The 18,204-nt window shown below is 40.0% G+C and carries 22 protein-coding genes; 18 read left to right on the top strand and 4 right to left on the bottom strand.

The annotated features are described in order from the left end of the window. Positions 1 to 5: 5 nt before the first annotated feature. The 9 genes from O0V13_RS01125 (at position 6) to moaA (ending at position 6,937) form a co-directional block, all read left to right on the top strand. Positions 6 to 443 (top strand): TPM domain-containing protein, encoded by a 438-nt coding sequence (locus O0V13_RS01125; protein WP_268033152.1) that lies wholly within the window; start codon positions 6 to 8, stop codon positions 441 to 443. Beyond that, the gene (locus O0V13_RS01120) at positions 421 to 1,242 is read left to right on the top strand and encodes a TPM domain-containing protein (protein WP_268033151.1); all 822 of its coding nucleotides are present in this window, start codon (positions 421 to 423) and stop codon (positions 1,240 to 1,242) included. The genes O0V13_RS01125 and O0V13_RS01120 overlap by 23 nt, the downstream gene beginning before the upstream one ends. 140 nt (positions 1,243 to 1,382) lie before the next feature. Then, positions 1,383 to 2,555 carry a molybdopterin molybdotransferase MoeA gene (locus O0V13_RS01115; RefSeq protein ID WP_268033150.1) on the top strand — a complete coding sequence of 391 codons (1,173 nt, stop codon included), beginning with the start codon at positions 1,383 to 1,385 and terminating at the stop codon, positions 2,553 to 2,555. Beyond that, positions 2,476 to 3,147, top strand: a complete 672-nt coding sequence (gene mobA, locus O0V13_RS01110; protein ID WP_326492695.1) for a molybdenum cofactor guanylyltransferase — start codon at positions 2,476 to 2,478, stop codon at positions 3,145 to 3,147. The genes O0V13_RS01115 and mobA overlap by 80 nt, the downstream gene beginning before the upstream one ends. Before the next feature lie 79 nt (positions 3,148 to 3,226). After that, positions 3,227 to 3,463 (top strand): MoaD/ThiS family protein, encoded by a 237-nt coding sequence (locus tag O0V13_RS01105; protein WP_268033149.1) that lies wholly within the window; start codon positions 3,227 to 3,229, stop codon positions 3,461 to 3,463. After that, the gene (locus O0V13_RS01100) at positions 3,464 to 4,495 is read left to right on the top strand and encodes a HesA/MoeB/ThiF family protein (RefSeq protein ID WP_268033148.1); all 1,032 of its coding nucleotides are present in this window, start codon (positions 3,464 to 3,466) and stop codon (positions 4,493 to 4,495) included. Next, a complete protein-coding gene (locus O0V13_RS01095) occupies positions 4,476 to 4,904 on the top strand; it encodes a molybdenum cofactor biosynthesis protein MoaE (protein WP_026956224.1) in 429 nt (142 codons plus the stop codon). Before O0V13_RS01100 ends, O0V13_RS01095 begins: the two co-directional genes overlap by 20 nt. A 115-nt stretch (positions 4,905 to 5,019) precedes the next feature. Next, positions 5,020 to 5,937 carry a bifunctional molybdenum cofactor biosynthesis protein MoaC/MoaB gene (gene moaCB, locus O0V13_RS01090; protein WP_268033147.1) on the top strand — a complete coding sequence of 306 codons (918 nt, stop codon included), beginning with the start codon at positions 5,020 to 5,022 and terminating at the stop codon, positions 5,935 to 5,937. Then, complete coding sequence (gene moaA / locus O0V13_RS01085; RefSeq protein ID WP_268033146.1) at positions 5,921 to 6,937, top strand: GTP 3',8-cyclase MoaA; 1,017 nt, start codon at positions 5,921 to 5,923, stop codon at positions 6,935 to 6,937. Before moaCB ends, moaA begins: the two co-directional genes overlap by 17 nt. Positions 6,938 to 7,411: 474 nt before the next feature. Here moaA and O0V13_RS01080 read toward each other — a convergent pair whose 3' ends face one another. Both O0V13_RS01080 and O0V13_RS01075 read right to left on the bottom strand, forming a co-directional pair. After that, positions 7,412 to 8,314, bottom strand: a complete 903-nt coding sequence (locus O0V13_RS01080) for a sugar phosphate isomerase/epimerase family protein (RefSeq protein WP_268033145.1) — start codon at positions 8,312 to 8,314, stop codon at positions 7,412 to 7,414. Between the two features lie 120 nt (positions 8,315 to 8,434). Continuing rightward, positions 8,435 to 8,857 carry a nucleoside-diphosphate kinase gene (locus tag O0V13_RS01075; RefSeq protein ID WP_268033144.1) on the bottom strand — a complete coding sequence of 141 codons (423 nt, stop codon included), beginning with the start codon at positions 8,855 to 8,857 and terminating at the stop codon, positions 8,435 to 8,437. Positions 8,858 to 9,025: 168 nt separating this feature from the next. Between O0V13_RS01075 and O0V13_RS01070 the strand changes: the two genes are divergently transcribed. The 7 genes from O0V13_RS01070 (at position 9,026) to O0V13_RS01040 (ending at position 14,374) form a co-directional block, all read left to right on the top strand. Beyond that, on the top strand, positions 9,026 to 9,346 hold the full coding sequence (locus O0V13_RS01070; RefSeq protein ID WP_268033143.1) for an MmcQ/YjbR family DNA-binding protein: 321 nt from the start codon (positions 9,026 to 9,028) through the stop codon (positions 9,344 to 9,346). Positions 9,347 to 9,671: 325 nt separating this feature from the next. Continuing rightward, positions 9,672 to 10,601 carry a carbon-nitrogen hydrolase family protein gene (locus O0V13_RS01065; RefSeq protein ID WP_268033142.1) on the top strand — a complete coding sequence of 310 codons (930 nt, stop codon included), beginning with the start codon at positions 9,672 to 9,674 and terminating at the stop codon, positions 10,599 to 10,601. Positions 10,602 to 10,642: 41 nt separating this feature from the next. Continuing rightward, positions 10,643 to 11,074 carry a c-type cytochrome gene (locus O0V13_RS01060; RefSeq protein WP_268033141.1) on the top strand — a complete coding sequence of 144 codons (432 nt, stop codon included), beginning with the start codon at positions 10,643 to 10,645 and terminating at the stop codon, positions 11,072 to 11,074. A gap of 166 nt (positions 11,075 to 11,240) precedes the next feature. Further along, on the top strand, positions 11,241 to 12,275 hold the full coding sequence (locus O0V13_RS01055; RefSeq protein WP_268033140.1) for a DHH family phosphoesterase: 1,035 nt from the start codon (positions 11,241 to 11,243) through the stop codon (positions 12,273 to 12,275). 40 nt (positions 12,276 to 12,315) lie between these two features. Then, positions 12,316 to 13,242: an FKBP-type peptidyl-prolyl cis-trans isomerase gene (locus O0V13_RS01050; RefSeq protein ID WP_268033139.1), complete on the top strand. Its 927-nt coding sequence runs from the start codon at positions 12,316 to 12,318 to the stop codon at positions 13,240 to 13,242. A 20-nt stretch (positions 13,243 to 13,262) separates the two neighbouring features. After that, a complete protein-coding gene (locus O0V13_RS01045; protein WP_268033138.1) occupies positions 13,263 to 13,817 on the top strand; it encodes an FKBP-type peptidyl-prolyl cis-trans isomerase in 555 nt (184 codons plus the stop codon). Further along, positions 13,817 to 14,374, top strand: a complete 558-nt coding sequence (locus tag O0V13_RS01040) for an FKBP-type peptidyl-prolyl cis-trans isomerase (protein WP_326492693.1) — start codon at positions 13,817 to 13,819, stop codon at positions 14,372 to 14,374. Before O0V13_RS01045 ends, O0V13_RS01040 begins: the two co-directional genes overlap by 1 nt. 43 nt (positions 14,375 to 14,417) lie before the next feature. Here O0V13_RS01040 and O0V13_RS01035 read toward each other — a convergent pair whose 3' ends face one another. Then, positions 14,418 to 14,999 (bottom strand): methyltransferase family protein, encoded by a 582-nt coding sequence (locus O0V13_RS01035; protein ID WP_268033137.1) that lies wholly within the window; start codon positions 14,997 to 14,999, stop codon positions 14,418 to 14,420. A gap of 29 nt (positions 15,000 to 15,028) precedes the next feature. On the opposite strand from O0V13_RS01035, the gene O0V13_RS01030 reads away from it, so the two are divergent. Continuing rightward, positions 15,029 to 16,237, top strand: coding sequence for an NAD(P)-dependent oxidoreductase (locus O0V13_RS01030; protein WP_268033136.1), 1,209 nt, complete (start codon positions 15,029 to 15,031; stop codon positions 16,235 to 16,237). Continuing rightward, a complete protein-coding gene (gene deoC / locus O0V13_RS01025) occupies positions 16,230 to 16,892 on the top strand; it encodes a deoxyribose-phosphate aldolase (protein ID WP_268033135.1) in 663 nt (220 codons plus the stop codon). The genes O0V13_RS01030 and deoC overlap by 8 nt, the downstream gene beginning before the upstream one ends. Positions 16,893 to 16,896: 4 nt before the next feature. Here deoC and O0V13_RS01020 read toward each other — a convergent pair whose 3' ends face one another. Then, a complete protein-coding gene (locus O0V13_RS01020) occupies positions 16,897 to 18,006 on the bottom strand; it encodes a Na/Pi symporter (protein ID WP_268033134.1) in 1,110 nt (369 codons plus the stop codon). Positions 18,007 to 18,204 lie beyond the last annotated feature (198 nt).

Here is an 18,204-nt window from a genome sequence, read left to right as displayed (position 1 = left end):
GAGTTATGGCTGAGAAATTATTCACTTCGGCAGAAAAAGATCAAATCGTCAATGCGATCAAATCTGCCGAAGTCACTACTTCTGGGGAAATTCAGGTTCATATCGAAAACCAATGCAAAATCGACGTTTTAGATCGTGCCGCTGAGGTTTTTGAAACCCTGAAAATGTACCAAACCAAAGACCGAAATGGGGTTTTATTTTACCTCGCTGTTGGAGACAAGAAATTTGCCATTTTGGGAGATGGAGGGATCAATCGGGTAGTACCTGAGGATTTCTGGGAAAATATCAAAAACCATATGGCTTCCCTTTTCAAAGAGGGGAAATTCACTCAAGGTCTGATCGATGGGATTCACCAAGCAGGTGAGGCCTTATCAACTCATTTTCCTTATCAAGGGGAAGCAGACGAAAATGAACTACCAGATGAAATTTCATTCGGATCCTAAGATCCTTTCAATATTTCTATTCTTCTTCTTTATCGGGACTTCTCTGTTTGCGCAGGACTTCCCGCCGGCACCCAATCCCCCCAAATTGGTCAACGACTTCTCGCAAACTCTGAGCGCAAATGAAGTAGCAAGATTGGAACAAAAGTTGGTGGCCTATAATGATAGCACATCCACGCAGATCGCTGTTGTATTGATCCGCTCTGTGGGACAATATGATATTTCGGATTATGCCTTTCAACTAGGAGATCAATGGGGAATCGGTGGCGGAGAAAATGACAATGGGATTTTGATCCTGGCTGCCATGAATGATCGAAAAGTCTTTATCGCAACGGGATATGGAATGGAAGGTGTGGTTCCTGATGCTTTGGCAAATAGGATTGTAAATAGCATCATCGTTCCCAATTTCAAGATGGAGGCCTATTATCAAGGCTTGGATCAGGCCACTGATATGATTATCAAATTGGCTTCTGGTGAATACAAAGCCGAGGATATTGAATCTGATGGAAATGGCGGAGGAGCTATTTTTATCTTCCTACTCTTCATCTTCATCTTTGTGATCTTGCCATTGTTAAAAAACCGAAATGACAATGATAACCACATGGGAGGCCGCAGTGGCGGGATTGATTTGTGGACCTCCATTATGCTCGCTAATATGCTGAAAGGTGGCGGTGGCCGAGGAAAATACGGAGACTTCTCCGGTGGGGGAGGTTTTGGCGGCTTCGGTGGAGGCGGCGGAGGTGGTTTCGGCGGCTTTGGAGGCGGAAGCTTCGGAGGCGGTGGAGCTGGCGGAAGCTGGTAAAATAAAAAGTCGTTTAGTTTAAGTGAAAAAACTGAAAACAGAAGAGCCTGAGATCTAGAAGATTTCAGGCTTTTTTTGTTTATGATAAAATCTGTTGGCTACTAATATGGAATTCTACCTCGGTCTATGTATACTTATTTATGATTTCAGTTTTCAACGCATTATCACTCATAGATAAAAATACGACGCCTTTGGAGGCGATTAAAGTCACTCTTTTGGAATCACATGGAATGACTCTGGCCTTTGATTTAAAAGCACCGATCTCTCTTCCACCTTTTCGTCAATCTGCCATGGATGGTTATGCCTTTCGTCATGGATTTGGAGAAGTTTTGGATGTAATCGGGGAAAGCAAAGCCGGTGATAACGTGGAATTTTCCATAAAGGAAAAAGAAGCTATCCGAATATTTACAGGTTCTCGAGTTCCAGACCAAGCTGATACTGTGATCATGCAAGAGCATGTAGACAGAATTGGCGATCAGATCAAAATCACCAAAATGCCTGTAAAAGGAACCAATGTTAGACCCATTGGGGAGCAAATAAAGGAGGGAGAAGTCGTGTTGAAAAAAGGTACACAAATCAACGCAGCAATAGTAGGTTTCTTGGCTGGTCTTGGAATATCAGAAGTAAATGTGATCCGGAAGCCAAAAATTTCATTGATTGTAACGGGAAATGAACTTCAAGAACCTGGATCAGTTCTAAAGCCTGGATCGGTTTATGAAAGTAACCGAAGTATGCTCAAGGCTGCATTGGCGTTAGAAAATGCAGAATTAATTTTTGATTTTCATGTGGTGGATGACAGAGAAGAAACCTTCCAAGCAGTAAAAGAAGGGCTCGAATCTGATATGCTTTTGTTATCCGGCGGTATTTCTGTTGGAGATTATGATTTTGTCAAAGAGGCTTTGGAGAAAAACGGAGCTAAAGAGATTTTCTATAAAGTCAATCAAAAACCTGGAAAACCTCTTTGGTATGGAAAAAAAGGCGAAACTCAAGTTTTTGCTTTGCCCGGAAATCCTGCCTCCTCATTAACCTGTTTTTTGATTTATGTCTTAGCAGCCATTCGTAAAATGAACGGTGCCTCCGCTATAGATATCAAACTAAAAAAGGGGAAATTGAAAGGAGGGTTTGTCAATAAATTTGAAAAGGCTCTATTTCTTCAATCTCGTGAGTCTGGGGGAATTCTCGAAATCTATCCTAAGCAAGCCTCCAGTATGCTGGTATCCTTTACAAAGAGTAATGCATTCTTATTCGTTCCGCATGAAGTCAAAGAGGTTCATGATGGAGAGGAGGTATTTTATATTCCATTTTCCCTGTAATTTCTTGAAGAAAAATTCAATATCGACCTATATCCTCTGTGGAGGAAAGAGTTCTCGGATGGGTAGGGAAAAGGGGCTTGTAAAATTTAAAGGAAAGTCCTTTTTGTCCAGAATTTTGGATGAAATTCCCATCAATGCATCTCCTGTTTTTTTGATAACTGATAAAGAAATTTATCAGGAATTTGGGCGGACTCTTATTCCAGATTTAAGTCCAGACAAAGGGCCTGTTGGAGGAGTATATACTGCATTATGTCATTCAGACACTGAATGGGTGATGATTTTGAGCTGTGATATTCCTTTGATCAGACGTGAATTATTGAATAAATTAATTTCAAAAAGCAGAAACTCTAAAGCTGACGTGGTTTTCTTTTCAGATGGAGAAAATGATTTTCCATTGATCGCCTGTTATAGAAAAAGCCTTGCTATCCATTTTGAAAAGGCAGTAATTGAAGACAAACTAAAACTCAAAAAATTGGTTGATTCATTGGATACTTTACAAATTCAAGCCTCTTCTTCGGAGGTTATTTATCTGTCTAACGTTAATACTCCCTCTGACTTGGAAGTGCTTAACAAAAACCAATTGGACTCGTAAATTATTTTTCGAAGTCTGAGGAAGTTCCAATTTTCATTGGATGTAATTCCTTTCGTAAATTGAGTAAAAATCAGAAATCATGATTCAAGTCAAATATTTTGGAATGATCGCCGAGGCCACCTCAAAAGAGGAGGAGAAAATCGATGTGGGTGAAAAACCATTTTCTGAGATTTTGAGCGAAATTTCATCCAAATACCAATTGGGAGACCTTTCTTATCAGGTGGCTGTGAATAAAAAATTGGTGTCTGATTTTTCTAAGCTTCAGCTGGAGGAAGGAGATGAAGTAGCCTTTTTACCACCTTTTTCCGGAGGATAAATGGATCGTTACCTCAGACAAATCACCCTTCCGCAAGTTGGAAATATTGGGCAGGAGAAACTGCTGAAAAGCAAAGTGCTGGTAATCGGTGCAGGAGGATTGGGTTGTGCGGTTTTACCCTATTTGGTGGCTGCAGGGATTGGTGAAGTTGGAATTGTGGATGGCGACCGGATTGAGGAGAGTAATTTGCATCGGCAAGTATTGTATGCCTCCAATAAAATTGGGAATAGCAAAGCGAGAGAGTCGGCTTCCATCCTTCAACAAAATAATCCCCACATTCAAATTCGGGTTTTTGAAGAATATTTAACTCAGAAAAATGCTGTTGAAATCATCTCAGGCTATGATTTGATCATCGATGCTACCGACAATTTCTTTGTGCGCTATACCATCAATGATACCTGTGTGGCACTGGACAAGCCCTTTATATACGGGTCGATCTATCAGTTTCAGGGGCAAGTTTCTGTTTTCAATTACAAAGGCGGTCCGACCTATCGGGATATATTCCCGGAGAAAGACCAAAAAGTTCCCAATTGCGAAGAGGCCGGAGTGATGGGAACGACGGTTGGTTTGATCGGGATGATTCAGGCCAATGAAGCCATAAAAATTATCCTTGAAATTGGAGAAGTCCTTTCTGGTAAATTGCTCTTGTATGATTTGCTTCGAAATGAACAGCAAATATTTGAATTTAGTAAGGTAGAAGCTTCCCAAAAGGCTAAAATTGAACCGGACTTTGAGTTTTTTTCCGCAGAGGAAGTGCCGGAAAAGCAAATGATGCTTTTGGATGTGCGGGAAATCGGTGAGGAGCCTGAAATCAAACTTGAAAATTATATCCAGATTCCGCTTTCCAGATTGGAAAAGGACTTAGAAAAACTGGATCCGAAACAATCAATCTTGGTATTTTGTCAATCAGGAATGAGAGCTCGAAAGGCGGCGAAATTGCTTTTCGAAAAAGGTTTTCAGAACTTGAGCTTGATGAGTGGAGGAGCCAAGGATTTAGAATATTTACAAAATCATGAAGAAGATCTTTCTTGAAGGAGCGATTCCTTCTGAGTTTATAGCTGATTCGATTGCCAAACATCAATCCAAACATAGCATTGGAGCCCATAATATTTTTTTGGGCCAGGTGCGTGCAGACGAAGTGGATGGCAAAAAAGTCAGTGCCATAGAATTTACGGCCTATGAGGAAATGGCTCTTGAAAAAGCCCATGAAATCCGGGAGGCGGCTTTTGAAAAGTTTGATTTAACCTGTCTTCATATTTATCATAGCTTGGGAAATGTAGCCGTTGGTGGAGTATGCATTTTTGTTTTCGTATCTGCGCCGAGAAGAAAGCAAGTCTACGAAGCGACCGAATGGCTGGTAAATCAGGTGAAAACCGAAGTTCCGATTTTTGGAAAGGAGATTTTCGAAAATGAGGAAAGCCAGTGGAAGGTGAATAGTTAGGAAGTGGTCAGGGATCAGTCGCAGTAGGAAGATAGTGAAGTCTGAAAGATAAAGGTAGAAAGCTGAAAAAGATGGAAGAAGAGTGAGGATGGAGGAAAAGTTTTAAGAATTTGAAATGGTAGATATTACGCATAAAATAACAACGCTTCGAGTTGCAAAGGCAAAGGCAATTGTTCAGGTCAGTAAGCCTGAAACCATTACGGCTGTCATCGAAAATCAGGTTCCCAAAGGGAATGTCTTCGAAATGGCGAAAGTGGCTGGGCTTTTTGCCGTCAAAAACACCCATATCACCATCCCCGATTGCCATCCCCTCCCTATCGAATACACCGCTGTGGAATATGATATCCAAGGTTTGGAGATCCATATTTTTATTACGGTCAAAACTGTTTACAAAACTGGAGTAGAGGTAGAAGCTATGCATGGAGCATCTGTGATTGCTTTGACCATGTATGATATGCTCAAGCCGATTGATAAGGGAATTGTCATCCGTGAAGTGGGTTTGGTAGAGAAGAAAGGTGGAAAAAGCAGTTTCAAAAATCAGAATCCCAAAAGCATTCAAGCCGCCGTTGTGGTTTGCTCGGATTCTGTTTCCAAAGGAATCAAAGAAGATGCAGCAGGCAAGGCGATTGTGGATAAGTTGAAATCCATGGACGTGGAGGTTTCTTCTTATGAAATCATTCCGGACGAATTGGATCTGATTCGTCAAAAGGCTTTGGGTCTGATTGATTCCAATCAGCTGGTGATATTTACCGGAGGAACGGGTCTATCCATGCGGGATGTGACTCCGGAAGCTTTGGAACCTTTATTGGAAAGAAGAATACCGGGAATCGAGGAAGCCATCCGAAGCTATGGTCAGAAAATTATGCCTTATGCCATGCTTTCCAGATCAGTTGCCGGTACGATCGGAGATAGTTTGGTTTTGGCATTGCCAGGCTCAACCAATGGCGCCAAAGAATCCATGGATGCGGTATTCCCGCATTTGCTACATGTATTTAGAATCTTAAAAGGAGCCCGACATGAAGCAACAGACTGAAAATCTTCAAGTGCTCAAAGATCAATTTGGGAGGAAACATGACTATCTCCGGATTTCTCTGATTGAGAAATGCAATCTGCGCTGCAAGTATTGTATGCCGGAGGAGGGGATTCCTTTGACTCCTTCCAAGTTCTTGATGAGTGCAGATGAGATTGGCAGTTTGGCAAAAACCTTCGTGGATATGGGAGTAAAGAAAATCCGATTGACGGGAGGAGAGCCTTTATTACGAAAGGATTTTGAGGATATTTTAGAGAAACTTTCTGGATTGGGGGTGGATTTGTCCATCACGACCAATGGAATATTGGCAGATCGATTTTTACCAATTTTTCAAAAACATGGACTGAGGAAAGTCAATTTCAGTCTGGATACGCTCAAAGAGGAGAGATTCAAAGAAATCACCAGAAGATCAGGCTATCAAAAGACCTTGGATAATTTGGATCTATTTATCCGTGAGGGATTTGATGTCAAGCTGAATATCGTTCTGATGAAAGGCCTCAATGATGATGAGGTGGTCGATTTTGTGGATTTCACGAAGGACTTACCTATTTCAGCCAGATTTATAGAGTTCATGCCCTTTGATGGGAATAAATGGGATCGATCGAAGATGGTTTCCGAAAAAGAAGTGTTGGGTGCTGTAGGGTCAGAATTTGGCTCAGAGAACTTGATTTCCCTTCCGGATGAGGATAATCTGACTGCTCGAAAATTTAAGATCAAAGGCTTCCAGGGAGACTTTGGGGTGATCTCTTCTGTGACCAATCCATTTTGCGGGACCTGCAATCGAATTCGTTTGACGGCCAATGGTCGTATCAAGAACTGTTTGTTTTCCAATCAGGAAACCGATTTGCTGACGGCTTTGAGAGCAGGAGAAGATGTGGAAAAGCTGATTTTGGAGTCTATTTTCAAGAAAAAGGCTGTTCGCGCGGGTATGGATAATCTTGAAAAATTGGCTGATCCTGAACTCCATTCTGATAATCGTAGCATGATTGCGATTGGGGGGTGATTTATAATGTAGGAGGGTTGAGAATTGCATTTCTTACAACTTCAGATACGGTTTCCTTATTAATATTCCTACCCTTACAATAGGAACTTTCGAACCAGATTTCTAGTAGTTTAGAACCCTTACTAGCATTACATGAAGTACAACAAAGAGCAATATTATCAACTCCATTAATTCTAATATCATTGACAATATGCTCCCAAGTTGGATTTGTTTTTCTGGAGAGGTGTTCTTTTTCAAAATTTTCTCTACCATAAACACAGCTTTTATCTCCTGCTAAAACTTACTTTTCTACGTCATTTGGTATTTCCCATCGATTTGACAAATGCAGAACTAATTTATCACTTAAAGTTCCGACACTTTGTTTTTGGAGATTTGTAATCTCAATGCTTGATCGGAAGATATTTTATCTCTAGTCAAAAACCTGGATTTCAAACCAAGATATAAGCTCAAAATTTCAAATCCTGAATTACCAGTCTAAAGCTCCTCATAAGCAGTCTTAAATTCATTGAACATAGAACTTACTATTTGTTTTGGATCTCCTTCAGTTAAGCTTTCGAAGGAAATGTATCCGGTATAATTGATGTCTTTTAAAATGGCAGCAATCTTTTTCATATTCACCGGTTCGGCGACTTCATCCACATAGACCAGCTCCTTGATAAACCAATAATTTGCGTAGGGAGCCAATTTGGCGATTTCCTGATATGGATCTCCTTGTCTCAAACTCCCAATATCCAGAATTAAACCAAACCATTCGGAATCTACTTTTTTCAAAATATCAATCACCTCATCCGCTTCGAATAAAAAATCATTGTGGTGCTGCATCGCTGCAATCACACCTAGTTCTTGAGCATTTTCAGCACATTTCTTAAAGTCTTCCACCATCCATTTTTTTACCTCTTCTCTGGAAAAGCCTTCATGCTCTCCTCTTCCTGGATAAATCCGCATAATAGATGCTCCCAATTTGGACGACACCTGCAGCCAATTGCTGATCATTTCGATATCCGCTTTTCGGGAGGCCTTATCTGGACTTACAAAGTTGTTCCGAATCCCAGTCCATGGAATATTCAAGCCCAATTCCAAAGCCTTCTTCTTTAGCTGAAATAGCGTTTGATCATCTGGGACTTTTGGATAGTCAGCAAAATAATAACCTGTCAAGTCTACCGCATTTAACCCTAAGTCGGCCGCAAAGTCCATCATATCAAAAAATGTCATTTCACCACTGCTAAGCAATGAATTGAAAGAATAGGCATTGACGCTAAACTGGAGTCGAGGGGAAGTAAATGGTTTTTCAAAAGTGCTTGCGATAAGCTTGCTGGATCCTAGAAAAATTGAAGCTAGGCTAAGACCCCGTAATAAATCCCTTCTTTTCATATCCATGTTTGCGTCGATTTTGGGTGTGCTCTAGGTTATTATCTGAAATCAAAATACTGGAAGGAAGATTTAAAACAAAAAAAGCACCCCAATTGGAGTGCTTTCATAATATTAAATTGAAGAAAATTATCTTACTCTTTCAGTTTGAGAGAAGTAGAAGCTTCCTTCGATAGCTGCATTTTCGTCAGAATCAGATCCGTGAACAGCATTTGCTTCGATAGACTTAGCGAAGATTTTACGGATTGTACCTTCAGCTGCATTTTCAGGGTTGGTAGCACCGATCAAAGTTCTGAAATCTTCTACTGCGTTATCTTTTTCCAAGATAGCAGCGATGATAGGTCCAGAAGACATGTAAGCACAAAGATCTTTGTAGAAAGGTCTCTCTTTATGTACTTCATAGAATTTTCCTGCCAATTCAGGAGTCAATTGAGTAGCCTTCATTGCTACGATTTTGAAGCCTGCTTCTTCGATCATTTTTAGGATTGCTCCAGAGTTGCCCGCTTCGAAAGCATCAGGCTTGATCATGGTGAATGTTCTGTTTCCTGCCATGTTAATTGAGTTTACACTGATTTAAATTCGGCCGCAAAAATAGAGTAAACCCTGCTCTATTCCGAGGAATTATTAAGAATTAACTGGTATTTGATTCATTTTCAGTTTGATATTTAAGATTTTAAGGACTTTTCCTTCTAATTTGATGAATCCAATTCCAAAGCAATAATGATCTCAAAAGGCACATTTTTTCATATGGCACTTTCTTTTCTAGGTGCAGAGCAAAAGCCTCATTTTGACCGGACAGGTTTCAAAGTCACTGGGAAAAGAATGTTTGCCACCTATCTGGAGAAGGACCATACCTGCAATATTTTTCTCAGTCCTGAAGAACAACAGGAGTTCTGTTCCCTGGATTCTGTCCATATTTATCCTGTTCCCAATAAATGGGGTGAAAAAGGAGCTACCACTTTTGAGTTAAGTTTTTTGGAAAAAGAGATACTTCAAGAAGCATTGCTTTCAGCTTATGAAGCAGTGATTGGGAAGAAGTGAATTCGTCCCAAGCCTCCCTTTGAACTCTAATTGATTTTATAATTTTTGACAAAAGAAAATTAGGTTTTAAGCTGCTTTCGATAAAATAAAATCCATAGCAAAGCTTAGGTTTTTCTTAGCTTTCTTTAGGGTTAATACAGGGTTTATTCATAGTTAATTCAGAAAATTTCTGAATAATACTAAAAAAAAAGCTAGAGAAGGAATGTAAAAACTATGGAGGGTGATGAGTGTTTATTTCCCAATTGTATTGAGGAAATGTATGATTGACCAGAATTGAATAACAGAATCATTGATTATATTCAGCTTGTTCCCAAATCAGATTATTATGAGTCTGCAAAAAATTAAGGTAGGGGTTGTTCAGGCTACTCCGGCCCTTTTTGACATTGAAAATACAGTGGAAATCATCATCTCTTGGATAGAAAAGGCAGCTAAGGTAGGTTGTGAAATGCTTTTGTTTCCCGAGTCATTTATTCCATGCTATCCCAGAGGGATTGATTTTGATGCGGTAGTGGGGAAAAGATCCGATAAAAGTCGTGAACAGTGGCTAGACTATTGGGAAAACAGTATCGAAACATCTTCTCCACATATTCAGAAGATCGGCGAAGCGATAAAAAAAGCAAATTTGATGGTTGCTTTGGGAGTAACAGAGAAGGAGTCGATTGGAGGATCATTGTATTGCACCTTACTTTATTTCAATGAAAATGGAGAATTGATTGGAAAGCATCGAAAGCTGAAGCCAACTGGCTTGGAGAGATATGTCTGGGCAGAAAGTGACGGAAGTACTTTGGTAAGCTTTGATACGAAAATCGGAAAGATCGGAGGGTTGATTTGTTGGGAGAATTATATGCCATTGGCAAGGATGGCCATGTATCAAAAAGGAGTGGAGATCTATTTGGCTCCCACTGCAGATTCCAGAGAATCTTGGCAAAGCACCATGCAGCACATTGCCTTGGAGGGAAGGTGCTTTGTTTTGGCATCCAACCAATTTGTGCGAAAGTCGGATTACCCCGAAAAGTATCAATCAGACCTCGAATCAGAACCCGAAGTGATGTGTGCTGGAGGAAGTGTGATAATTTCTCCATTGGGGGAAATATTGGCAGGACCTCTTTGGAATGAGGAAGGGCTTTTAGTGGCGGACCTGGACTTTTCTGACTTGGCAAAAAGCAAATTAGACTTTGATGTGGTGGGGCACTATGCCAGAAAGGATGTGTTCAAACTGGAAGTCATAGACCAACCATCTACTATAAAGCTTTGAGAAATGTCAAAATCGTTCATTCATTTTAAAGCTTGGGGTCAGTGGATTTTAGATTAAAACTGAAGAGTTGCATAGTTTTTTTGATTCCTTTGGGACTTTTTGTTTGTTGTAAGTCATCTCCCAAAGAAGAAAGGGTTGCAGACAATGAAAAGGAGTCCGTTGAGGAGTTTTTTATTGTCCCTGGAGAGAATGAACCATTGGATTCTGCAAAGATCAAGAAAGGGAAAGTCTTGATATCCTACTCTGATTGTTATGAATGCCATGAAGTGGATCAGGATGCCACTGGGCCCTCATTTTTGGACATTGCAAGGAGGTATCCATCGAATCAAATCTATGTGGAATTTTTAGCCAGAAAAATAATCAGTGGAGGATCAGGAACTTGGGGTACACCCGTGATGAGAGCTCATCCCAAACTTCGCCAAATTGATGCAGAGAAAATGATTATTTATATCCTTTCATTGGACGTGAGATAGGTCATTGATACTTTCCGTAGATGGATTTCTTTGGGACTTATCAACTAAGATTCTTGGATGATTCAGCTATTTCATTCATTTTCAAGGAAATGCACAAGTTGGGAATTGTAAAAAAAATCCTGACCTTTGCGGACTACTAGAGCCATTGAGCCGTTGAAAATTAAGAATGGAAGCAATAGCCACATTTAAAAAAGAACTCTCTTCACCCAAAAAAATATTTATCACTACCCATGTAAAGCCTGATGCAGATGCTTTGGGGTCCTCACTAGGACTAGCTAATTATCTGATCAAAAAAGGCCATGAGGTGACAGTGGTAACTCCTACCGATTATCCTTCATTCTTAAACTGGATGGAAGGAAATGATTCTGTATTAGACTTTAGCAGAGAAGATCAACGGAAAAAAGCAAGCGCCGCATTGAATGAGGCAGATGTGATTTTCTGTTTGGACTTTTCAGGTCTGAGTAGGGTCAATGAATTGGGTGAAATGATCCGCGAGTCGGATGCCTACATTGTCAACATTGATCACCACCAAGATCCAGAGAATTTTGCTGACTTCCTATACTGGAGTACTGAAGCTGCCGCGACATGTGAATTGATTTATGAATTGATCGTCAAGCTCGGCGACAAGGATTTAATCGACAAGGATATTGCAGAGTGCCTTTACGCTGGAATCATGACTGATACAGGTGGATTTAGACATCCTAATACCACCAAAAATGTTCACTTGGTAGTAGCAGAATTGATCGAGATCGGAGCCAACCCTTCTCAGATCGCCAACTGGATTTATGATTCCAATTCTGTCAATAGATTGAAGTTTATTGGCTTCGCCATTAGCCGTAGACTGGTAGTCTTGGAAGACCTGCACACAGCCTATTTTGCCATCAGCAAAAAAGATCTTAAAAAATATCAAAGCCGCACCGGGGATACCGAAGGATTGGTCAATTATGCACTATCTTTGGACGGTATCAAACTGGCTGCACTCTTCTCTGAGCGTGAAGATGGAATAAAAATTTCATTTAGATCCTCCAGCGAAGTAGCGGTTAATAAATTCGCTGCGTCCTACTTCAACGGAGGTGGACACAAGAATGCCGCTGGCGGTAAATCCGAGCAAACTTTGAAGGATACGATCGAGCGATTTGAATCGTTGGTTGAGGAGCATCAAGATGAATTGTTCGTGGGAGAAGCAGTTTCTGCAGATTGATTTCAAGCATTCACAATAGAAGTAAAACCACCTAACCTTTATGAAAAATAAAAAAAGCCTTTTGGCCGCCCTTGTAGTGCTCGCTGGAGCAAGTGTATTGTCTTCTTGTAACAAGACCAAAGTCACTGAAAAGGACGGTATCGAGTACACCTATATCAAAGAAGGCTCAGAAAAGCCTGCCAATGGAGAGTTTTTGCTTTATCATTTGGACATCATCAATGCTGATGACTCAGTGATATACTCTACATCAACTCAACCTGTGCCAGGTTATTTGATGGCTAATGATTCTACTCCGGTCAATAATGGCATGGATGAGATTTTCATGGCTTTGAGAAAAGGCGATTCCATCAATTTTGAATCTACTGCTCAAGTGATTTTCGGTCCAAACTTCCCACCATTCTTAAATGCTGAGGATCAGTTGAAAATCAGAATCGGAGCAATTGACATCATGACTCAGGAAGCTTTGATGGACTATTTCTCTAAGGCTGAAGAGGCTGAAAATGCTAAAAGAGCAGAAAGAGCAAAAGCTCTTCTAGTAGAAGACGGGAAGAAAATTGAAGAATATGCAGCTGCTAATGGCTTGGATGTTCAGAAAACAGAAAACGGATTGTATTACGTGATCGAAGAGCCAGGAACTGGCGATGCAGTGACTCCAGGAACCACCATGAATGTAAACTATGCTGGTTACTTGATCGACGGGACTTTATTCGACACATCCTATGAGCAGATTGCAAAAGACAATGATAGATATAATCCACAGAGACCTTATGAGCCACTTCCTGTAAATGTAGGAATGGGTCAGGTGATTCCTGGATGGGATGAAGGCTTGATGCTATTGAAAAAAGGATCCAAAGCTAAATTCTTGATTCCTTCACCTTTGGGTTATGGTGAGAATGGAGCAGGCGGATTGATCGGTCCTAATGCCATTCTGATCTTTGATGTGGAAGTCACAGACGTTCAGAAATAATAACTAAATACTAAACCAACATGAAATCCAGATTATCATCTTTATTCTTAGTCCTTTTTGCATCCGTATCCCTTTTTGCATGTATAGATGAGGACTCAACTTATCAATCTATTTTGCTTCGTGATATAGAGGCCATTGATGCTTATATTGCAGAAAATCCAATTGATGCAGTTCAAGAGTTTCATGATGATGATGCCGGGTTTCATATATTTTGGGAGAGTGTTTCAAATAGTGGAGATACAGCTCAATATTTGGATACCCTAAAGACGGATTACATTGGCATGCTGTTGACTAATAAGGTATTCGATACCTCAATAGATTCAGTGGCAATAGCAAATGATATTTACAACTCAAATAGAAATTACGTTCCAATTCAATTTCTTCAAGGAAATAATTCGCTGATTTATGGTTTTCAGCTTGGAGTTTCCATGATGGCTGAAGGTGATGTTGCCACCGTGATTATGCCATCTGCATTTGCCTATGGCACAGGCGGAAGCAATGATGGTAGCGTTCCTTCCAATTCACCTATTATATTTAAAATAGATTTTGTCGAGCTGAAAAAAGCAACCCAATAATGATGAATTTGACGAAATACCTTCTATTCTTTTTGGGAATTGCTGTAGTTTTTGCTGCATGCGAACCCAACAATCCTTACAATGTGGGGCCAACTTACGATGCAGTAGGTCATTTGGCTGAGGATAGTGTGAAGATTGCTGATTATTTGGCAGTTGCCGAAATCGATTCATTGTATCGAATCCATGATCCTAGCGGCATCGTGGTGATTGTTCAGGAAGAAGGAGCAGGATCAAGACCTACTTATGGTACTGTTATTTATACAGACTATACTGGTTCTTTGATTTCGGATGGTTCTGTATTTGATACTTCTTATGAGCAAGTAGCTAGAGAGAATGATATTTATGTGGAAGGAAGAAATTATTCGATTTACCAGTTTACTCTTGACATAAGCTCAGTCATTCAAGGATGGAATATAGGATTCAGAAGGTTGAGACCGGGATCGAAGGCTGTTCTTTTGATTCCATCACCTTATGCTTATAGAGATCAAACAAGTAATGCTAAAATTCCTGCCAATTCGGTCCTCCGATTTGATGTGGAGTTTAGAGGAATCGATTGATCTTCAAATTCTGAGAAATAAAAAAAGGGCTTCGGCCCTTTTTTTATTTTTTAAGCTTTGGAAAAAATGTAGGCACTTTCTTTTGGTATTTTAAATAATCATGACCGAATTGATCTACTAGATTCTGCTCTTCGAAATAAATCCCAATTGGTAGATAAAGTACCAAACAAACAAAATGGGTCAATGCTGCACCTGTGCCTGATACGAGGAAGTATCCTAAGAATATCATTGCTAATCCTAGGTATAAAGGATGCCTTACTCTGGCGTACCATCCTGATTGAAACAATGATTTGTTTTTGTCAGTCGGTTTAATTCCCAAAAAGCTTTTCAAAGACCATCCTTTGGAACTTTTTACCATAATGATGGTCCCAAAAGTGGCAAACAAGTATCCGAAGTACAGAAGAAATTGACTTTCTGAAAGAATCTTTTGAGTTGGGATTTTTAAAGAAACTAGCCCTATTCCCATTAAAAGCAGAATTGATAACAAACTGTAAAAAAGTCTGTACCATTTCATGCGTTGACCTAATTTCCCCTTCAAAATTCTTTTTAACTTGGAGGCAGCCATTGCGCTATGAACTGCGTAAAATAAGGACCAGCATAGTGCGAGAATGATGTAATCGTTCATGTTTTGAAACCCTGAAGCGAGGAATTTTTATGAAAATCGGAATTATCCGCGAAGGAAAAAATCCACCTGACAAAAGAAGCCCATTTACACCTGATCAATTGCAGGCTTTGAATCAAAAATTTGAAGGCCAATTGAAGTTTTATGTAGAGTCCAGTCCTATTCGTTGTTTCAGTGATGAAGAATATGAAGAAAAAGGAATAGAAGTGATTTCTGATATTTCGGGATGCGATATCCTCTTTGGGGTAAAAGAAGTGCCTATTTCCAACTTGATTCCAGAAAAAACCTATTTTTTCTTTTCTCATACGATCAAAAGACAAGCGTATAATAGAGGGCTTTTGCAATCTGTCTTGGAAAAGAATATCCGATTGATCGACTACGAAGTCCTGAAAAATGATTCAGGTTCACGAGTTGTAGCCTTTGGGCGCTGGGCCGGAGTGGTTGGAGCTTATAATGCCATGTGGACCTATGGTCAAAAAACAGGACTATTTGAATTGAAAAGAGCCAATGAATGCTTCGATTTGGCTGAAATGAAGCATGAACTTCAGAAAGTTCAACTTCCTCCGATCAAAATTATCCTGAATGGATCTGGAAGAGTAGGAAATGGAGCAAAGGAAATTCTTCAAGCATTAGGCATAAAGGAAGTTGGGAAAGAGGATTTTCTCCATCAGTATTTTGATGAGCCGGTTTTTGTGCAGCTGAAGTCTGAAGATTTCAATAGAAGGAAAACCGACGGAGGCTTTGATAAAGATGAGTTTTATGCAAGTCCTGAAAAATATGAAAGTCATTTTCTCAAATTTGCCGAGGAAGGTGAGATGTTGATTGCTGCAGCCTATTGGGATCCGAATGCACCTCGTTTGTTTGAATTAAAAGATATTCAATCGGATGATTTTGGGATTTCAGTCATAGCTGATGTGACTTGTGATATCAATGGGTCTGTACCGACTACTTCAAGAGCTTCGACTATTTTGTCACCAGTATATGATGTTGATAGGCAAACCTTGACTGAAATTGATGCCTTTGGAATGCAAAGCAGCATTTCGGTAATGGCGATAGATAATTTGCCATGTGAACTTCCGAGGGAGGCCAGCAAAGACTTTGGAAACCAATTAATCCAATGGGTGATTCCGGCACTATTGGAGGAGCCGGCACCAATTTTGGAAAGGGCTACCATTGCAAGAGATGGAGATTTGACTTTGGAGTTTATGCATTTAACAGACTACGTTTATCCTCATGAATAATTTCAATAGATATTTGGAATCTACTGTTTTGAGACCAACCATGACTGGTGAGGATGTCGATCAGCTTGTGAAAGATGCGATCATGGAGCAGTTCATTGGAGTATGTGTTCCTTCTTTTTGGGTCAAAAAAGTGGCTAGAGAGCTTAAAGATGAGGATATCCAGACAGTGACTGTTATAGGTTTTCCTTTTGGTTTTGAGGATACTGCCTGCAAAGTAGCTGAGACGAAAGAGGCGATCAAAAATGGAGCTGATGAATTGGACTTAGTTTGGTCCCAAACGGCCTACCATTCAGGTATGAATTGGCCCAAGATTGAAATTGCACAAATCGCCAAACTATGCCACGAAGAGGAAAGAATTCTGAAAGTTATTATTGAAACAGCCTATTTGAGTCCTAAGCAAATCCAGGAAGCTTGCTTAATCTGTCAGGATGCTGGAGCTGATTTTGTAAAAACATCCACAGGCTACGCACCTAGCGGAGCGAAAGTAGAGGATATTCAATTAATGAGAAAAACCTTGAGTTCTCAGACTGGAATCAAGGCAAGTGGAGGGATCAAGACATTGGATTTTGCTATTGAGCTGATTCGTGCTGGAGCAGATCGAATCGGAACAAGTTCGGCAAAAGCCCTGATGGATGCTTGGAGAAATAGCCAATAAGCTTTTAATCCTGGGTGAAATAGATCAGTAAGAAAGGGATAATGAAGAAGGTCAAGAGGATATAAGCAAATCCCAAAAATCTTGATTTGACAGATTTTTTACCCATATAGATCGCAAGCCTTACAGGCAAAATTCTCAATTGAGGAAAGGAGAGAATTATTAAGGCACCAATCGTATTGAAAAGGAAATGAGCAATAGCTAATGCAATGGCAGCTTCACTTTTATAAATAGCCGCCAATGCAGCTGTGATTGTGGTACCTATATTTGCTCCAACAATAAAAGGAAATGCTTTCTTCAGAGTAACTTTTTTGGTAGCGACCAATGGTACTACTAAAGAGGTGGTCACTGTACTTGATTGTACTGCCGCGGTGAAGAAGACCCCATAAATAAAAGAAAGCCAGGTTTTCTTAAAGATCATATTGCTGATCTCTTTGAAGCTATCAGATACAAATGCTTTGTAAACCGATGTTGCAAGAATCTTGATGGCCGCAAAAACTATGAATACAGCAAGGATAGTGGTGACAAATGGAATATTGATGGTATCACTAATCCATTCCGTAAAAGGCCTGGTAAATACTTTATTGTATACAACTGGTCCTGTAAAGTTATCGTCTGGGGCAAAGAAGTGTGCCAACTTGATCGCTGATCCCGACAAAAGGCGGAAGTTCAATTCCAGTGGCAATAAGATCAATACAGTCATAATATTGAAAATATCATGAACCACACCTGCAGAAAGGGCTCGCTTAAACTCCTTTTTCTTCATGATATAGGAGAATGACACCAATGTACTGGTCAAGGTCGTACCGATGTTTGCACCCATGACCATAGGAACTGCTTGATCCAAGCTCATATTCCCTGCTGCTACCACTGCCACTACACTGGCAGTTACAGTGGAGCTACTTTGGATGAGAGCTGTCATCAACAAGCCGATGAACAGGGATATGAATGGATTCCTAGTTGCTTGAAAAAGATCTTGAGCCACAGAATTATTCATATGACTCAACGAGACTGTAAGGAGGTCAATAGAAAAAATAAACAGGAATAGGGCAAAAAGCATCAAAAGATAGCTTTTGGTCTTATTCGGCTGTTTAGATTCTTGTACCAGACTCTCCATAAATGAATAAACGTATTGTATTTGGACTTTTAAAGCCTTTTAACTGGACTTTTGGTGATTAATTTTTTCAGAGAATCCAAATTTTAATGCAATAATTGGGCAAAATTTGAAATTTTTTTACGAAATACAAGAGGGGATTATGCTTAAAAAGAATCTTTTGTATTGAGTTAACAATTTCTTAACATAGAAGGCCGAATA

This window comes from Algoriphagus sp. PAP.12 (genome assembly GCF_026652115.1).
In the GTDB taxonomy this organism is placed as follows: Bacteria; Bacteroidota; Bacteroidia; order Cytophagales; family Cyclobacteriaceae; genus Algoriphagus.
Note: the sequence above shows the minus strand (reverse complement) of the source record. Positions and strands in the feature narration are given on the sequence as shown.

What these genes read in the sequence shown, in the direction of transcription:
- O0V13_RS01125 (WP_268033152.1), top strand. Translation starts at nt 6, where the DNA reads ATGGCTGAGAAATTATTCACTTCGGCAGAAAAAGATCAAATCGTCAAT.
- O0V13_RS01120 (WP_268033151.1), top strand. Translation starts at nt 421, where the DNA reads ATGAAATTTCATTCGGATCCTAAGATCCTTTCAATATTTCTATTCTTC.
- O0V13_RS01115 (WP_268033150.1), top strand. Translation starts at nt 1,383, where the DNA reads ATGATTTCAGTTTTCAACGCATTATCACTCATAGATAAAAATACGACG.
- mobA (WP_326492695.1), top strand. Translation starts at nt 2,476, where the DNA reads ATGCATTCTTATTCGTTCCGCATGAAGTCAAAGAGGTTCATGATGGAG.
- O0V13_RS01105 (WP_268033149.1), top strand. Translation starts at nt 3,227, where the DNA reads ATGATTCAAGTCAAATATTTTGGAATGATCGCCGAGGCCACCTCAAAA.
- O0V13_RS01100 (WP_268033148.1), top strand. Translation starts at nt 3,464, where the DNA reads ATGGATCGTTACCTCAGACAAATCACCCTTCCGCAAGTTGGAAATATT.
- O0V13_RS01095 (WP_026956224.1), top strand. Translation starts at nt 4,476, where the DNA reads ATGAAGAAGATCTTTCTTGAAGGAGCGATTCCTTCTGAGTTTATAGCT.
- moaCB (WP_268033147.1), top strand. Translation starts at nt 5,020, where the DNA reads ATGGTAGATATTACGCATAAAATAACAACGCTTCGAGTTGCAAAGGCA.
- moaA (WP_268033146.1), top strand. Translation starts at nt 5,921, where the DNA reads ATGAAGCAACAGACTGAAAATCTTCAAGTGCTCAAAGATCAATTTGGG.
- O0V13_RS01080 (WP_268033145.1), bottom strand. Translation starts at nt 8,314, where the DNA reads ATGGATATGAAAAGAAGGGATTTATTACGGGGTCTTAGCCTAGCTTCA.
- O0V13_RS01075 (WP_268033144.1), bottom strand. Translation starts at nt 8,857, where the DNA reads ATGGCAGGAAACAGAACATTCACCATGATCAAGCCTGATGCTTTCGAA.
- O0V13_RS01070 (WP_268033143.1), top strand. Translation starts at nt 9,026, where the DNA reads ATGATCTCAAAAGGCACATTTTTTCATATGGCACTTTCTTTTCTAGGT.
- O0V13_RS01065 (WP_268033142.1), top strand. Translation starts at nt 9,672, where the DNA reads ATGAGTCTGCAAAAAATTAAGGTAGGGGTTGTTCAGGCTACTCCGGCC.
- O0V13_RS01055 (WP_268033140.1), top strand. Translation starts at nt 11,241, where the DNA reads ATGGAAGCAATAGCCACATTTAAAAAAGAACTCTCTTCACCCAAAAAA.
- O0V13_RS01050 (WP_268033139.1), top strand. Translation starts at nt 12,316, where the DNA reads ATGAAAAATAAAAAAAGCCTTTTGGCCGCCCTTGTAGTGCTCGCTGGA.
- O0V13_RS01045 (WP_268033138.1), top strand. Translation starts at nt 13,263, where the DNA reads ATGAAATCCAGATTATCATCTTTATTCTTAGTCCTTTTTGCATCCGTA.
- O0V13_RS01040 (WP_326492693.1), top strand. Translation starts at nt 13,817, where the DNA reads ATGATGAATTTGACGAAATACCTTCTATTCTTTTTGGGAATTGCTGTA.
- O0V13_RS01035 (WP_268033137.1), bottom strand. Translation starts at nt 14,999, where the DNA reads ATGAACGATTACATCATTCTCGCACTATGCTGGTCCTTATTTTACGCA.
- O0V13_RS01030 (WP_268033136.1), top strand. Translation starts at nt 15,029, where the DNA reads ATGAAAATCGGAATTATCCGCGAAGGAAAAAATCCACCTGACAAAAGA.
- deoC (WP_268033135.1), top strand. Translation starts at nt 16,230, where the DNA reads ATGAATAATTTCAATAGATATTTGGAATCTACTGTTTTGAGACCAACC.
- O0V13_RS01020 (WP_268033134.1), bottom strand. Translation starts at nt 18,006, where the DNA reads ATGGAGAGTCTGGTACAAGAATCTAAACAGCCGAATAAGACCAAAAGC.